Consider the following 16,518-nt stretch of genomic DNA (forward strand, 5'->3'; position numbering starts at 1 on the left):
ATGTCTGATAATCAAGCCGCTTAATTCAAAAAAGTGAAACCCGTTAGGGTTTATTTCGTATGCAAATCTTTCAATCACCTACACTTGCCCTTTAGAAAAAAGAAACAATCTCGCCTAAAATTGACTTTGCATAAGCTTAGCTTGATAGTGATGTGAACTACCCCCTAAATGAAAATTTTCTTTCCCTAAAGTTAGTTACTTAGAGAAGTCAGCTCATTTTTTCGTATTGGGGAAGAATGTATTTCTTAACTTGATGGGCATGTGGCGAGCCCCTAAGTTGAACTATTAAAATAAAAAAAACCTTACAAAAATGTAATGTTAATGTCACAAAATAAGATAGTACATTGTTAGTAACCCTTTTAAAATTGAATAGAATATTATTTAAAGGTAGAAAACAATAAAAAAATATAATAAGAATTTATTAGGATTTTATAAAAGTTGTTTAATAAGGTATATTTTGTTAGGATGTAACATGTTAAAGCATTAAAGGAGATTATGTAATGAATATTAAAGATTTAGATTATGAATGGTTCAACTTTATAAATAATAGAGTACAACAATATCCACTGATAGATAATGTAATGATTTTATTTGCAGAATATGTACAATATGCTTTCGTGTTACTACTCATACTGTTATGGATAAAGAATAAACCTAATTTTCGTGTAATAGCTTTTCAATCGATGGTTGCGTTTACTTTAGCGTATTCCATCAATAGAATCATCGAGATATTTATTTATAGGGAGCGTCCTTTTGTCTCACATAGCATCACACAACTCGTAGATCATGCTGCTAATTCTTCTTTTCCAAGTGATCATGCAACATCGGCTATTGTAATTGCAGCTACACTATTGTTATCTGCATATCGTTTTAAATATACTTGGTTGTTCTTAGCGCTTGGTGTAGCTTTTTCAAGAATATGGGTAGGAGTACATTATCCATTTGATGTAATTGCAGGATGTGTACATGGATTATTAATAGCATTATTTACGCAGTATGTTGTATTTAACATACGTCCTGTTACTTCATTAATTAAAAAGCCTATTTTTCAAGGGAAAAACTAGCTTTACAAATATTAAAAAGAGTCGGATCTGATGAGCAATTGCTAACATTCGCATAGGGTAATTAAACAGGAGAATAGTCAAGTAACGGAAAAATAGTTACTCAATCTTTAATAAGTTAGTACATATTGAAAAATGCTCTCTCTATAATCGATGGGTGTTTCATTGGTTCTGACTACAGATAAAGCCCCTTCTTTAATTTGTGCATTTAAAAAATTACAGAGCATAGACTTTTACAAAAATACCTTTCATCGTACAACAAAATATCTCAATAATTGCATCGAGTAAGATAATCGATACGTGAAGCGCCGTTTCGCTCGTTCCTTAGGATTCCAAAATATTCGTCATGCCTCACGTACGATAAAAGGAATCGAAACCGTTCATGCTCTATATAAACAAAGGCGAAGACATCAAACAGACTTCGCCTTTTCGGTGAATTATGAATTGCAACAAATACTAGAAGCTTCTTATCTTTCTTATCCAAATGTTCCCTTCACTATCGGAACTTTATTTTCTACCATAAACTTGCCTTTTGCAATGACGCTGTGAATATCCAACGTTTCTTTTTCCAACAATACGATGTCAGCATCCTTCCCAGTTTGGATACAGCCCTTACTTGAAAGCTTCAGCAATTGTGCGGGATTCGTAGTAATGACTTCCAGTGCCGTTTCTAACGGAATACCTTCCACTAAAACAGATTCTCGTACTTCGTGAAATAGCGAAGATACTTTTCCGACTTGAAGGCCTGCATACTCCCCATTGTTGTCAAAGAAGGGGAGGCTGGCCTGTCCATCTGAGGAGAAGGTAATATGCCCGACCGGGACCCCATCTTCAAGCATAATACGTAATGCCTCACTGCATTTCACTTCTCCGTCCTCCAAAAATTGAGGAGTAGTACTTGTGGTAAAGTCTACGTAACCGCCTCGTTTTGCGTAATCAATACCCGCTCTGAATAATTCTTCGTTTCGGTTTATATGTGTTGGATGGAAGTGCCGAATCGGAATGTTGGTTTTATCTGCAATTTCATGCAATAATGAAAGTTTTCCCTCGCCGTCCCCTACATGAACTTCTAATATGCCAGCTTTTCCTGACAGAATGCCGCCATTGCGTGCGGCAGTGGCGACTTTAACTATCTCCTCAAATGTAGGTTCTGATGATCTATGGTCGGAGATAGCAATCTCTCCAACACCGATAATTTTGTCAATTAAAATAATATCATCTTCGATTTTTCCCGTCAGCGTTTTTACTGGCACTTGATAGGAGCCTGTGTGAATGAAACAAGAAACTCCCTCTTCTTCAAGTGCCCGCGCCTTGGCAAGCAGACTTTCCATTTTACGTGTTGTCCCGTCAGTACCGAGTAAACCGACTAGTGTTGTAATACCTGCAGTTGTAATATCAGTGAGCATCAGCTCAGGTGTGCGGGTTTTGAATCCGCCTTCTCCGCCTCCACCAATAATATGAACGTGTGAATCGATAAATCCTGGAACAACCAAAAGATTTGCCGCATCAATGACTAGAATAGGAGCAAAGTTGTTAGGTATTGCGATTCTATCATCTATGAATGCGATTCTATCATCTGCAATTAATATGTCTTTCCGTCCTAGGTAGTTGGGTGCGTATACTTCTCCATTTTTTATTAAGGTAATCAATTCTTTTTTCCTCCTTTCAATACTTTTCGTTTTATATCAGAATGGACCATATCCTATGAAGTGAGCTATGATAACAGCTACTAATCCGATGAGATAGTGAATGAACACAAGTGGCAGAATCCACTTTGCCCACTTTGTCCAAGAAATTCCTGCAATCGCTAAGCCTGCCATTAAGGTCGTAGCGGTCGGAAAAATCATATTTCCGATTCCATCAGCAAAAGAGAAAGATAACACTGCAGTTTGGCGTGTAATACCCAATAAGTCTGCAAGTGGCACCATAATCGGCATTGTCAGCATCGCATGACCAGTGCCAGATGCTAGAACAAAATGAATAAGAGCTTGGAAATTGTACATGCCAACAACGCTTAAATAGTCCGGAATATGCTTGATTGATACAGATAATTGATGCAGCATAGGGTCAACGATATGTCCCTCATTCAATACAACAAGAATGGCGCGCGATACACCAATAATCAAAGCACCGCCGAGCAAGGATGCAGAGCCGTTGATAAAGGAGTTAACAATCTGATCTGCAGATAGTTTTCCAGTGATTCCAATTATTATTGTCAATAAAAGGAATAAAGATGTGATTTCTGTAATGTACCATTGGAATTTGATTACACCAAACGCCAAAACGATATAATTAATTACAAAAGCTCCTAAGATGAATTTATGTCTTGTTGTTAACTTCCCACTTGATTGCAGTAATTTTTCCGCATCTTCTTTTGTATACTTTCCGTAAATTCCTATAGAAGGATTTTTCTTTACCTTCATAGCGTAACGATAGATATAAAGAACTGAAACAAGGTAGATGATAACAAATAAAATAAGACGAAACACTATGCCTGAGAACATTGGTAATTCTGCGATTCCTTGGGCAAGTCCTACTGTGAAAGGATTCATGATGGCAGTTGTAAAGCCTGACAATGCTCCTACTATGACGATAGCAGTTCCTGTAATTGCATCAAATCCTAGAGCCAGCGCCAGAGGAATGATAAGTGGAAGGTAAGCCAGAGTTTCTTCCGCCATCCCCATTAAAGAACCACCTACAGCGAAAAACAGCGTCACGGCAGGAATCAATAGTTTTTCACGCGTCGCCAACTTCCTAGCCAATGTAGCGATAAGCATATCAACCGTACCTGTTGCTCGTAAGACACCAAAAAACCCTCCGATAATCAACAAGAAAAATATAATATTGCCGGCTTCTACCATTCCCGTATGAACAGCTTTTATCATATCGAAAAATCCGACCGGAGTTGATGCTATCTATTTAAAAGAATTTGGGTCTACAGTTGTCCGGTCATTTACTTCAATCCGTGCATATTCTCCGGTCGGCAAAAAATAAGTTAATAGGGTCGCTATTACGAGAATGCCGAACAGCAATACAAAAACATTTATTTTTTTCTCTTTTTTTCCAAACGAAACAGTCTGTTCATGTAGTTGGCTCATATGTGTTCCTCCTTTGTATTTAAAATAAATGGGTTGAAATAGAATGCTTACCAAAGTGCCGCCAATAGACTATGTTCTTTTTCGCGTATTCTGCTGTTTACCTCCTTTTCATAACCTCGGACACTTCATCGATTTATATATGCAATATCTGTGCCAGTATTAATAGATTGATTTTTAAGGGGATTTTTATGGTAAGATTCGAGTTTTTGGTTTTTATTGTTCTTTTTTGGCGATATAATAGAACCAATTTAAACGTAGGCAGGTGTTTTAATGTCAAAATTTTCACTTACACTCATAGCTGGAAGCTTAAAAACAAAGCAAGCCTTACAGGAGCAACTGGAACAATTGCTTGGAGACTATGTTCATATTAAAAGCTATGCTGCGGATGAGGGAATACCGCAGTCCCTTGAAGATACAATTATCTTGTATTCATCAGCTTCTGTTTATGATCAAACAAATGATATGTATAGTGTGAATGCTGAGGAAATAATTGTGGGAAAGAGAACAGTTCATCATGAATATATTGATAAACTTTTAAGAATACCTGAAGATTCATCAGTTCTGGTGGTGAATGATAATGATGACGCAACTATAAATCTTATTGAATCCTTATATCAACTTGGTATCGATCATATTCAATTTATCCCTTTTCGGAAGGGGGTATTGTTTTATGATGATGTTCGAATTGCCGTTTCGCCAGGAGAAACAAATCTGTGCCCTTCTTACATAAAAGAAGTAATCGATATAGGCGTACGTCTTTTTGATATGACAACAATCCTGGAGGTTGTAGAATGTTGCGGTTTGAACAAGGATATATCCTCGAAGGTTTCAGAAAGGTATATTAGCAATATCATTGAATTACAACGTAAGCTATTACATGCAGAGCGGGATGCTAAGCAGATGAGCGAGCATATCCAAAATGTGTTGGGAACTGTCGATGATGGAATATTGGTCGTTAACCAGGAAGGACGGATTACGGTAATCAATGAACGTCTTACAGCATTGTTTCATATTGTGGCACAAGATGTGATTAATGAGTGTATAGAACATGTGATGAGCCGTCGGGATATTACCAATTTCATCATGAATGGAAAGGATGAAAGCAAGTTCTTCAACATAGATGGCGTGGATGTCGTAATTTTTCGATTGCAAATGGTGCAAGAAAATACAATTGTCGCAACTTTTAAGAGTGTACATCAAGCCTTTGAAATTGAAAAAACAGCGCAAAGAGAAATGCGTAATAAAGGATTTCATACTAAATACGGATTTCAGGATATTATCGGCGAACATACTGTAATGAAAGAGCGTAAGCGAATCGCCAAGAAACTTGCATTATCAGAACATCCAATTTTAATTCAGGGTGATACAGGAACAGGAAAAGAACTGTTTGCCCATGCTATTCATGAGCATTCATTGCGAAAAAACGGACCGTTTCTGGCTGTAAACTGTAGCGCATTAACAGAGAACCTGCTTGAAAGTGAATTGTTCGGTTACGAAGAAGGGACATTTACAGGAGCACAAAAGGGGGGCAAGAAAGGTCTGTTTGAATTAGCGGATAACGGAACCATCTTTTTGGATGAAATCGGCGACATAAGTATTAAAGTTCAATCACATCTGCTGCGCGTTCTGCAGGAGGGAGAAATCCGAAGAATCGGCGGTGTAAGAATTATACCTGTTAATGTTCGAGTGATTACCGCAACAAATAAAGATATTCAAGGAAAGATACGTGCCGGTTCATTCAAAGCCGATTTATTTTACCGACTGAATGTACTTAATCTCTGTATTCCACCACTCATTGAGAGAAGGGCGGATATACCAATTTTGATTAAGCATTTCATCACAAAGAGCGGAAAATGGGTAAAGATAGAACAAGATGTACTGGAGTATTTCATGCAATATGAATGGCCTGGAAATATACGAGAACTAAAAAGCACAATTGATTATATGCTAACGATTTGTGAGGGAAATGTCGTGACGAAAGGAGATCTTCCGTCAATGCTGGGACAAGAGAGGGGTAGCATGACATCCGAATATTCCATATGTAGAAGTATACTGGAAATGAAGGAGCATATTTTTATCTTGGAAGTAATCAAGCAATGCAACGAAAAAGGAAAAGCGGCAAGCAGAGATCTGCTTTCTAGTAAAAGCAAAGAATCAGAATTTGTTTTATCCCCTCAGCAAGTCCGCCGCCGCCTGGATATTTTAGAAAGTGAAGGATTTGTCGTAAAAGGCAGAGGGCGGGCCGGTACAAAGATCACTGATGCCGGAATAGAGTATTTGTATTTTCTTAAATCAAAGTCTGCTGTGTATTGCTAAAGAAATCATTCCTATATTTTGATTGTGAATGGAAAAGATATAATTAGCCATTACAGCCATTTCCGAACGAGAAAGCCTATCGCCTTTAGGCATGGGATGATAGTGAGGTTGGATACGGAGTACCATTAAAAATCGAAAGGTTTGTGGTACTTTAAGTATCCAAAGTGTAGGTATCTTTTATTTTTCATCCTTTTTGTTGTAGTTTGATAAGAAAACCGATACGGTATAACCATGATAAATGATTATAGAAGAACTAAAACAACCGTATCATTCATTAACTATCATTTTGTGTTTTGTCCACGATACAGAAGAAAGATTTTTCTAAACACAAAAGTAGAAGAACGTTTCAAAATGTTGGTTCAAGAAATATGTAACGGACTGGATATTGTTATTATCGCAAATGAATGTGATACAGACCACGTTCACTTGTTTTTAAATACAATGCCAACACTTAGTCCCGCCGATACAATGGCAAAAATTAAAGGGGTGACATCAAAGCGTTTGAGGGAGGAAGTTCCTCACCTTATGCATTTGCCAGGTCTATGGACACGTTCCTATTTTGTTTCTACTGCTGGAAATGTATCAAGTGAGACAATAAAACATTATGTTGAAAATCAAAAAACAAGGGGGTGAAACTTATGTCGCAAACCCTAGCAGTTCAAGTTAAATTGCTTCCAACAAAAGAACAAATCTGTTTATTGGAACAAAGTGGCCACGAATATATCAGAGTCATTAATGAACTTGTATCTGAAATGGTTGAGTTAAAGAAAAGCACTAAGAAAAGTACAAAAGATGTTCTCGCTAACCTACCAAGTGCGGTTAAGAATCAAGCGATTAAAGATGCGAAAAGTGTTTTTTCTACAAAGGTGAAAAAAAGTAAATACAAAATCGTTCCGATTTTAAAGAAACCCGTTTGTGTATGGAATAACCAAAATTATTCATTTAACTTCACACACATCTCGATTCCATTTATGGTGAACGGAAAATCGACTCGTTTGAAAATACGTGCTTTATTAGTAGATAAGAATAATCGTAACTATAATTTTTTAAAACACAAGTTAGGTACACTCCGCATCACAAAAAAATCTCACAAATGGATTGCCCAAATATCTGTTACAATTCCTACAACCGAAAAGACAGGAACAAAGATAATGGGTGTCGATTTAGGGCTAAAAGTTCCCGCTGTTGCAGTAACAGACGGTGACAGGGTTCGTTTCTTCGGAAACGGAAGACGAAATAAATATATGAAACGTAAGTTTCGTAGTGTCCGAAAGCATTTAGGAGAAGGTAAGCAATTGAATGCTATTCGCCAATATAATGATAAAGAACAAAGATGGATGAAAAACGAAGATCACAAAATAAGTCGTAAAATTATTGATTTTGCAGTATATAATAATATTTCTGTCATTCGATTGGAACAACTAACGAATATTAGACAGACGGCAAGAACAAGCGGTAAAAACGAAAAAAATCTACATACTTGGTCATTTTATCGTTTAGCACAATTCATCGAGTACAAAGCACATTAGTTGGTATTAAGATCGAATATGTGAACCCTGCTTATACAAGTCAAACCTGTCCAAAATGTTCTGAAAAGAAGAAGGCACAAGACAGAAAATACAATTGTAAATGTGGGTTTGAGAAACATCGTGATATCGTTGGGGCGATGAATATTCGCTACGCAACTGTGATTGATGGTAACAGTCAATCAGCCTAAGCACCTATATGGTCTGGTTTAGGAGGGGCAATGAGATACCCTCATCTTGAAGGCTGTTCAAAACAGAAATGGACCGCGAACGCTTAGTCATTCAAGAATCCCACCCGTTAATCCGTAAGGATTAGGGCTTGCGACTTCAGTCGTGGGAGTCTAAATAAAAGGGATAATACTAATATTTGTATTTTTTATAGCCGTATAACAAAAAAGCGCTATTCTTTCTGTAGAATCAAAGGAAAGGATGGCGGTTTTTTAGGTACTGGGCTATATAAAGATGGCTGATGTTAAGTCATCTTTTGTTTTTTATTTAGCTGTAGAGATAAATAAATTTCACGTACCGTATTTTATATTAATAAGAAAAATTCAGTAATACTAGGATTTTAAGTTATTTAAGTATTTTTATTCCTATAATGGACAGAAAGGTAAAAAAGGAAGCAGTTAGCCTTTTAAAGTTGAGAGACTTGTATGATGAGCCCTATATTATAAACTATATATGTTATGAATCCTATATCTAAAGAGGAGTGATTTTAATATGTACAAACTTAAAACAAAAGAAACTAACAATAGTGTAATTGAATTTATTGAAAGTGTTGAAAATCTTAAAAAACGAGAAAACGCATATCAATTATTAGATATATTTACTGAAACAACAGGTTATACAGCAAAAATGTGGGGACCAAGCATTATCGGCTTTGGAACATACCATTATAAGTATGCATCTGGTCATGAGGGAGATGCTCCATTAGTAGGATTTTCCCCGAGAAAAGCTAAAATTAGTCTATATTTTGCAGCTGGTGACCCTAAGCGAGAGGAACTATTAAAAAACTTTGGAAAATACACCTCTGGAAAATCGTGTATTTATATTAATAAAATGACAGACATAGATAGTAATGTTCTAAAAGCGCTAATCAAACAATCTATAAGTTTTTTGAAAGAAGCGTATCCAAATCATTAATGAATTTTATAGAATTACTTTGAACATTTTCCTAGAGTACCCCTTCATACCCAAAATCGTGTCCATATTCCTTAAGGCGTAGGTATCAACATAAGAGGACGATAAAAATATTATGTTAACAATGTAAGGTGTCACAAATTTTTAATATATTATTGTGATTGAATAAAGTAACACTGGAGTAAATGATTAGAAACGCCAAATTAGAGAAATAAAAAAGTTCCACTTATTTATATTAGGGGTAGTACCACATTGCCATTAACTTGGGGTACCGCCCCATCGCTATCAAGCTAAGAAAATACAACTCTCCCAGAACGAGATTTTGTCCTAATTTGTAATAAAAAAGCTCACTTTTTCGTTATGGGGTGGATTTGTTTTCTTAAGTTGATGGGCATGCGTCGTACCCCATAAAGGGAAAAAGAATTAATTTTCGAATATTTAACTATAATATACTAAATTTAGGAGGAGCTTATGAAAAGGATTTTATTGAAAAAAGCATTTTCCGCGTTATTATTGACCGCAGTTTTAACATTCTCATTTTCTACTGCTGCATTTGGAGAATCCGGAACTACCCAATCACTTAAAATGAACAATGTTCTTGAAAGGGTTGTGACGGTTGAAACAAAGGGTGAATTTGATCATGAAGAGACCCAGAATATGGTTGATCGTCTCTGGAGCATCCCAACTAATATATTGATCACCATGCATAAACAGAGAGTTCAGGTTAAACTGATTAATTTCCCTCTTACTGATTTGCCGGAGTATGAATATTTAAGGGGAACCGTTCCAAGGGGATGGGAACATACTCCATATACGTGGGATGATGCGCCAGGTGCAGGTGGGCAAACAGTTGTTGCTCGAATCGGTTACAGCTATAAAAAGATGCATAATTCTGTAAGCCTTGAGCTGCATGAAACAGCCCATTCCATTGATCGTTATGTATTTGACAATATTAGTTATTCGGATGAGTTTACTGAAATTCACGCTTTGGAGCATGATGATTTTAATGACAATCCATATTTCGATTACAAGGAAGAATATTTCGCCGAAGCCTGAGTTAGAAGAAAAAGCTCCATTAACTTATAAATTTATTAATGAGTTGCAGCGGAATATCCCATCGGAAAAGCATTCAAATAAGTAGAATTACAGAATTTTCCCATAATCATGGGATTCCTAAGTTATAGAAACGGAATTCAAAAAGGAGTACGGCAAGAATTCCTTCTTTTTGAGCCACTTAAAGAAAAGTCTTTTTATCCATTTAACGCTTGCTAGGTGTCAATATTTGTGCGAAAAAAGCTGTGATCAGTGATTTCCACTTGATGAAATATTTTATTTATGCCATAATTATTTTTTGTAATTTCAAGGTATATAATAGGATTTTCCTGGCCAGGGGAATCCTATTTTTTTGTTCTAAAAAGGGGGCACGCTCCATCGATATCAAGCTAATATTTTAGATTACTCCTAAACCAAAATTTTTCTTTTTTTAAATTGGTTGATAGTAAACAAGAAAGGTTGGCAAATTGCTAACCTTTTTTGTTTGTAGATTCTTAATTTTTGGTTATCAAACCAATAATAACCAAAATAATATCCTGTTTGAATTATTTCCCTTTAAAATATCCTATTATAGAAGCTATTTTGAACGTAAGTAATTTGTAATAAATGGGTAAGAAAAAAGAAATTTCCATTGTGTATGATAAAAATATAAAGAGGCGCGAAAGGCGGAACAGATATGACTTATATATGAAAAACAAAGCAGTAACAAGAGTGTTTCAAGGAAAATAAGTAATTTCTGTGGTTAACATTTATGTGGGAAAAGAGGGATTTACCCAGGACAGAATGACATTTGTAAAAATAATAATTATGAAGATGATTACGAATTCAATGTTGACCTTTTGTCATTGGTGGAGATGGTAGCTGTGTGGTTAATACGAAATAGCAAGCGACCACCTATACAATATGAATAGAGGAGAGGAATACCCTATGAAAACACGTAGTCAAATTACATTTGCAAGTCTTTCCCTTTTAATAGCTGGAAGTTCCCTGTTATACACAACGCCAACCTTAATTGTAAAAGCAGAACCTACTCAAAGTGTATCTAATTCGTTACAAACAAGTACTCAACAAGATCGTAATTCTGTCAAGCAAGCAATGCGAGATACATTGCAACTTGGATTCCCGGGGATACTTGCTAAAACTTCTGAGGGTGGAAAAACATGGAGTTATGCCGCTGGCGTAGCGGATCTGAGCAGTAAGAAACCAATGAAAACAGATTTTCGCTTTCGCATTGGTAGCGTGACGAAGACGTTCACTGCAACAGTTGTACTTCAATTAGCGGGAGAGAACCGCTTGAATCTAGACGACTCTATTGAAAAATGGTTGCCTGGTATCATTCAAGGAAACGGATATAATGATAAACAGATTACTATCGGGCAATTATTGAACCACACAAGTGGTATCGCTGAATACACAAGGTCAAAAGACTTTAATCTTATGGATACTAAAAAATCGTATACGGCTGAAGAACTAGTAAAGATGGGGATTTCTCTTCCACCAGGTTTTGCTCCAGGAAAGGGCTGGTCTTATTCAAACACAGGATACGTATTACTGGGTCTCCTTATTGAAAAAGTAACTGGAAACAGCTATGCGGAAGTGATTGAAAATCGGATTATTGAACCGCTTGAATTGTCGAATACATTCCTACCTGGCAATTCAAGCGTTATTCCAGGCACCAAGCATGCCCGTGGATATGTTCAACTGGACGGAGCAAGTGAGCTAAAAGACGTTACTTATTACAACCCAAGTATGGGTAGCTCGGCTGGAGATATGATTTCTACTGCTGACGACTTAAACAAATTCTTCTCTTACTTACTTGGAGGTAAATTACTGAAAGAACAGCAACTAAAACAAATGCTTACTACAGTTCCTACAGGAGAAGCTGAACTCGGGAGATATGGTCTTGGAATCTATGAAACTAAGCTTCCAAACGGTGTCTCAATATGGGGACACGGAGGTAGTATTCCAGGGTTTGTTACTTTTGTCGGAGGCACACTGGGAGGCAAGCATACATTGGCCGTCAATTTGAACTGCCTTAAAGCTGATAGTCCTGATCCTTTTAAAAATATTTTACTTGCTGAATTTAGCAAGTAGGCCAAAAGGAAGAACGGATAAATTTTATCATATTTTCATGGTTAAACAAATAAATGATGAAATCGATCACTTATCTAAGGAGGAAATTCCCTCATGAAAAATAAGCTAACTGGTGTGTTAGCCGCTTCATTAGCGCTAACTATGATCCTACCAACAGGGGCGAAAGCATTTTCTGACAGTAAGACTACAGTTGTATCTAACGAAGAAGTAGCTAGCCAAGAACTGAAGAAGATTGCAGCAGAGAAGGCTGAGCTACTCACGAAGTCCCATGGGACGACTAGCGTGCAGTATGCGCTAATTGATAATGGCAAACTTACTTTGTCGGGGCAGGCTGGAAAGAACGATATGGAAGGGGAACAGCCGCTAACCAAAGATACTCTATACGGGATTGGTTCAGTCAGTAAAATGTATGCAACAGCGGCTGTAATGAAATTGGTCGACGAAGGAAAAGTCGATTTGGATGCCCCTGTCGTCAACTATGTTCCTGATTTTAAGATGAAAGATGGGCGATACAAACGCATTACCCCGCGTATGTTGTTGAATCACTCCTCTGGTTTGCAAGGTTCCACGTTAAGTAATGCATTTTTATTTAACGATAATGATACCTATTCCCATGATTTCTTGTTGCAGCAATTGTCCAACCAGAGCCTGAAAGCAGACCCTGGCGCGTTCTCGGTATACTGCAATGATGGCTTTACGCTGGCCGAAATTTTGGTGGAAAGAGTCAGTGGTATGAGCTTTACCGAATTTCTACATCAACGGTTTACAGAACCCTTAAAGATGAATCATACAAGAACGCCGCAGGACAAATGGAGGGATGAAAAGCGGGCTGGACTTTATTTTCCGGCGTACCAAGGGCAGCTTCCAATTGAATCGGTGAATGTGATTGGTACGGGAGGGATCTCTTCCACTGCAGAAGATATGGTGCGATTCTCACAATTATTTATGGGACAGGGAAAAGGGATCCTCTCTGATAAGGTAGTCAAGGCGATGGAGCAAGAGGAATATAAAAAAGGAATGTGGCCGGGGGATGGAGATAATATTTTTAACTATGGTCTTGGCTGGGATAGTGTGAAACTATACCCATTCAGTGAATATGGGATAAAAGGCTTGGCTAAGGGCGGCGACACGGCACTGCAACATGCTATACTGGTCGTGCTTCCGGAACAGAAAATGGCAGCAGCTGTGTTGTCATCCGGTGGACGAAGCTCTACAAATCAACTGCTGGCAACTGAAGTGCTGCTCGCCGCACTTAAAGAGAGGGGTACAATTAAGAACATCAAGCCGAATAAATCTTTTGGCAAGCCGGTCAAGGTCAGGATGCCTCAAGACGTGGCAAAGAAAGCGGGCTTTTATGGCAATAGCGAAACTCATTTCAAAATTGAAATTACGAATAATGGAGAGCTGTTCTTACCATCTAATCGAGAAGAAAAATATGTATATACTGCGGATGGAAGCTTTATTAATGAGAAGGGTACTTCTAAGCTCAACTTCGTCACCGAGAAGAATGGAAGAATTTATTTGAGGGAGAGCACATATAAATCGACACCAGACTTAGGGCAAGGTGCGATGACTGACTATTTAGCCGAGAAACTAGAAGACAATGTGCTATCAAAGAAAACTGCTGCCGCATGGGCGAAGCGGGAAGGTGTCAAGTTCTATCTCGTGAATGAGAAATTTAGTTCTATTGAATATCTCGTACAACCGAAACTTATTACCACACAAATTACTCGTAAGGAAGGTCTGGCGGGCTATTGGGAGGGCAGAAAAATTACAGGTCCGAACACCGCGACGCATCAGCTCCAGATCCCCGTGATGAATGGCCGTGATACGACGGAAACGCATTTCTATACAGAAGGCGGCAATGAATATATGGAAATGGCCGGGTTGTTATACGTAAGTGGAACCAACGTAAAACCACTTGATGCAGGCCAATCATCCAAAGTTACGCTGCAAGCAAATGGGCATGCTAAATGGTTTACGATCCCGCAAGCGGCAGCAGGGAAAAGGATGACCGTGACATTGCCATCAAAGGGTGCGTTCGCGGTGTATGATGAGAATGGAGTATGCGTCAACTTTACCATCGTGAGCGGCAATAACAAAGTAAAACTGCCGAAGAACGGAACGGTTGTAATTGCTGGGGCACCGAACTCAGAATTTGCAATTACGTTGAACTAGGTACAATTCAAGATGGACTTCAACAAAACCAGTACGACATAGGAACGGTGTTTTGCTGGTTTTGTTTGTATTTACGTATTAACTTTAAGAAGAGAATTTCAACGAATAATATCGCGCTCAAACTCTGCAAAAACAGCTATCATACCAATTCTGGGCAATCATCATTTGCTCCATTAATCTTCTTGATGTAAATACGTTCGCAGCCGGTATTATGATGTACAAGCCCTATAGGATACAGGAATTATCCGAGGTGTTTCAGCTACTAAGTTTACCCCATATGGCAAACTCACACGTCAACAGGCTGCACTTATGTTAGAACGAACTTTAGAATATTTAGGTGTAGAAAAAGAGTCAAATATAGGGCCCTACCACATCTCCATCAAGCTAATATTTAGAGTACCCCAAAAACGAAAAAAAGCCATTTTCTGTCAAAAATACACGGAATTTTCATACTGGGGATTTTATAAAATTTTTAAATTGATGGCTATGGGATAATGATTTATCTTAGCTTGATGGGCATGTGGCGGTACCCAAATATTACTTAACATGGTAAAATAATATTTGGATGGGAGTCCAATACATATTATTAAAATTAAAATGGTTCAAGTCGGAGGAAGGCACCTTAGGGTGTCTTTTTTTTATTTTCAAAAGGACCTGCTCAATTAATGCGTTAAAACATAAAGTAAATTGAATCCATTAAAATACATGAGTGACCCCGTGTTTTCCCCTCTTATCTAAAGGAGGAACTATTATGGGCTTTGGTGGTAGTTGTGGCGGCTTTGCTGGAGGATTTGCTTTAGTAGTTGTATTATTTATTTTATTAATCATAGTTGGAGCTGCTTGCTTCTGCTAAAAAAACTATCAGAAAAGACACTCATATAAGAGTGTCTTTTCTTTAATTAATTTACATTAAATTAATTAAACCTAATAAATATATATAAAATGTAAATTAGGTGGGAACCTAGATATATTTGTGCTGTATCCTTAATAAGAAAATAGAAATTCCTTTGAATCAGGTCAGAAAGATAACGAGCGGAAAGCCGTTGCAAAATTTCTTAACAAATAAAAAGCTGTTTTCAAGTATGGAAAGTACCTTTTCAGTCTACAACTATTTTTTAAAACAAACATTAAAGTACAGAAAATCGGATGATTTGTCTCTAAATTATATCTAAACTTACAATTTCCCCAAAATGATATAGTGACTCTTATTAAGGGCTTTGGTGGTAGTTGTGGAGGATTTGCCTTAGTAGTTATATTATTTATTTTATTAATTATAGTTGGAGCTGCTTGCTTCTGCTAAAAAAACTATCAGAAAAGACACTCTTATATGGGTGTCTTTTCTTTATGGGGTACTGAAGGCAAAATGCAGATTTTATACGCTAAGGATATGCAGGATTTCATGCAGACTAAAAGAACGGTTTGAACTGCCAGATGCTGTTGTGACAGGAATGTATGAAATTTTGCATACAGAGAAGGGAACGGAAAGCTAGAAAACTATTGATATGAATGACTTTCTGGGATTTGGTTACTACTTATAATTGATGCGTTATGTTTACTTCACATGTATGGAATATACAGGGATTTAAAACTTGATATAGAACATAAAAAGAGGAGTTTATACTGTAAAAAAGGGGACATACATATGGAACTAGAATCCGGGATTAAAGCAATCGTTTTAGATTTAGATGGTACTTTATTAGATTCACAAAAGAAAGTGTCAGAAAGAAATAGAAAGGCTATACTGGCCTGTCTGAAGAAAGGAATAAAAGTTATTTTTGCTACGGCAAGGGCACCACGATCAGTTAAAGTTTTTCTTCCTCACGAACTTCAAAACATTGCAACTATGATTTACTACAATGGAGCTTTGATAGTAGATAACACATTGTGTTACAGACAACATTCCCCAATTGAATCAGCAATCACAGATGAAATTATAGAATTTGTTATTACTCACCAGGCTAATGCATGCCTCTCAGTTGAATCGGAAGATACATGGTACAGTAATAAAACATTGGATTACAACAAAACCATGAATGCAGTTGTAAATCCAAT

At 37.2% G+C, this 16,518-nt stretch carries 11 protein-coding genes and 3 pseudogenes; 12 read left to right on the top strand and 2 right to left on the bottom strand.

The genetic code is table 11. The annotated features are described in order from the left end of the window. The first annotated feature begins 500 nt into the window (after positions 1 to 500). Positions 501 to 1,064, top strand: a complete 564-nt coding sequence (locus JDS80_RS28810) for an undecaprenyl-diphosphatase (protein ID WP_097906403.1) — start codon at positions 501 to 503, stop codon at positions 1,062 to 1,064. Between the two features lie 153 nt (positions 1,065 to 1,217). Further along, positions 1,218 to 1,523, top strand: a pseudogene (locus JDS80_RS31770) (DDE-type integrase/transposase/recombinase); the annotation flags it as partial. 14 nt (positions 1,524 to 1,537) lie between these two features. Here the strand turns inward: JDS80_RS31770 and iadA are convergent. Then, positions 1,538 to 2,710, bottom strand: a complete 1,173-nt coding sequence (gene iadA, locus JDS80_RS28815; RefSeq protein WP_199640627.1) for a beta-aspartyl-peptidase — start codon at positions 2,708 to 2,710, stop codon at positions 1,538 to 1,540. 36 nt (positions 2,711 to 2,746) lie between these two features. Further along, positions 2,747 to 4,159, bottom strand: a pseudogene (locus JDS80_RS28820) (YfcC family protein). Between the two features lie 270 nt (positions 4,160 to 4,429). On the opposite strand from JDS80_RS28820, the gene JDS80_RS28825 reads away from it, so the two are divergent. The 10 genes and pseudogenes from JDS80_RS28825 to JDS80_RS28870 form a co-directional block, all read left to right on the top strand. Next, positions 4,430 to 6,475 (top strand): sigma 54-interacting transcriptional regulator, encoded by a 2,046-nt coding sequence (locus tag JDS80_RS28825; RefSeq protein WP_199640628.1) that lies wholly within the window; start codon positions 4,430 to 4,432, stop codon positions 6,473 to 6,475. 231 nt (positions 6,476 to 6,706) lie between these two features. Next, the gene (gene tnpA, locus JDS80_RS28830; protein ID WP_199640629.1) at positions 6,707 to 7,108 is read left to right on the top strand and encodes an IS200/IS605 family transposase; all 402 of its coding nucleotides are present in this window, start codon (positions 6,707 to 6,709) and stop codon (positions 7,106 to 7,108) included. 5 nt (positions 7,109 to 7,113) lie between these two features. Next, positions 7,114 to 8,192 (top strand): annotated as a pseudogene (locus JDS80_RS28835) (RNA-guided endonuclease TnpB family protein). 529 nt (positions 8,193 to 8,721) lie between these two features. Then, the gene (locus tag JDS80_RS28840; RefSeq protein WP_199640630.1) at positions 8,722 to 9,144 is read left to right on the top strand and encodes a DUF1801 domain-containing protein; all 423 of its coding nucleotides are present in this window, start codon (positions 8,722 to 8,724) and stop codon (positions 9,142 to 9,144) included. A 468-nt stretch (positions 9,145 to 9,612) separates the two neighbouring features. Further along, a complete protein-coding gene (locus tag JDS80_RS28845; RefSeq protein ID WP_242477452.1) occupies positions 9,613 to 10,197 on the top strand; it encodes an anthrax toxin lethal factor-related metalloendopeptidase in 585 nt (194 codons plus the stop codon). 924 nt (positions 10,198 to 11,121) lie between these two features. After that, on the top strand, positions 11,122 to 12,288 hold the full coding sequence (locus JDS80_RS28850) for a serine hydrolase domain-containing protein (RefSeq protein WP_199640631.1): 1,167 nt from the start codon (positions 11,122 to 11,124) through the stop codon (positions 12,286 to 12,288). Positions 12,289 to 12,381: 93 nt separating this feature from the next. Continuing rightward, positions 12,382 to 14,466: a serine hydrolase domain-containing protein gene (locus tag JDS80_RS28855; protein WP_199640632.1), complete on the top strand. Its 2,085-nt coding sequence runs from the start codon at positions 12,382 to 12,384 to the stop codon at positions 14,464 to 14,466. A 751-nt stretch (positions 14,467 to 15,217) separates the two neighbouring features. Then, positions 15,218 to 15,319, top strand: coding sequence for a YjcZ family sporulation protein (locus JDS80_RS28860; protein WP_000505675.1), 102 nt, complete (start codon positions 15,218 to 15,220; stop codon positions 15,317 to 15,319). Between the two features lie 342 nt (positions 15,320 to 15,661). After that, on the top strand, positions 15,662 to 15,766 hold the full coding sequence (locus tag JDS80_RS28865; RefSeq protein ID WP_071770645.1) for a YjcZ family sporulation protein: 105 nt from the start codon (positions 15,662 to 15,664) through the stop codon (positions 15,764 to 15,766). 342 nt (positions 15,767 to 16,108) lie between these two features. Continuing rightward, positions 16,109 to 16,518, top strand: a 410-nt coding sequence (locus tag JDS80_RS28870) for an HAD family hydrolase (protein ID WP_199640633.1), incomplete at its 3' end; no start/stop codon positions are given.

The organism is Bacillus cereus group sp. N8, assembly GCF_016483685.1.
Lineage (GTDB): Bacteria > Bacillota > Bacilli > Bacillales > Bacillaceae_G > Bacillus_A > Bacillus_A proteolyticus.

Bases quoted from the DNA above. Each gene is read 5' to 3' on its own strand.
- JDS80_RS28860 (WP_000505675.1), top strand. From the start codon at position 15,218: ATGGGCTTTGGTGGTAGTTGTGGCGGCTTTGCTGGAGGATTTGCTTTA.
- JDS80_RS28845 (WP_242477452.1), top strand. From the start codon at position 9,613: ATGAAAAGGATTTTATTGAAAAAAGCATTTTCCGCGTTATTATTGACC.
- JDS80_RS28840 (WP_199640630.1), top strand. From the start codon at position 8,722: ATGTACAAACTTAAAACAAAAGAAACTAACAATAGTGTAATTGAATTT.
- JDS80_RS28850 (WP_199640631.1), top strand. From the start codon at position 11,122: ATGAAAACACGTAGTCAAATTACATTTGCAAGTCTTTCCCTTTTAATA.
- JDS80_RS28810 (WP_097906403.1), top strand. From the start codon at position 501: ATGAATATTAAAGATTTAGATTATGAATGGTTCAACTTTATAAATAAT.
- JDS80_RS28855 (WP_199640632.1), top strand. From the start codon at position 12,382: ATGAAAAATAAGCTAACTGGTGTGTTAGCCGCTTCATTAGCGCTAACT.
- tnpA (WP_199640629.1), top strand. From the start codon at position 6,707: ATGATAAATGATTATAGAAGAACTAAAACAACCGTATCATTCATTAAC.
- JDS80_RS28825 (WP_199640628.1), top strand. From the start codon at position 4,430: ATGTCAAAATTTTCACTTACACTCATAGCTGGAAGCTTAAAAACAAAG.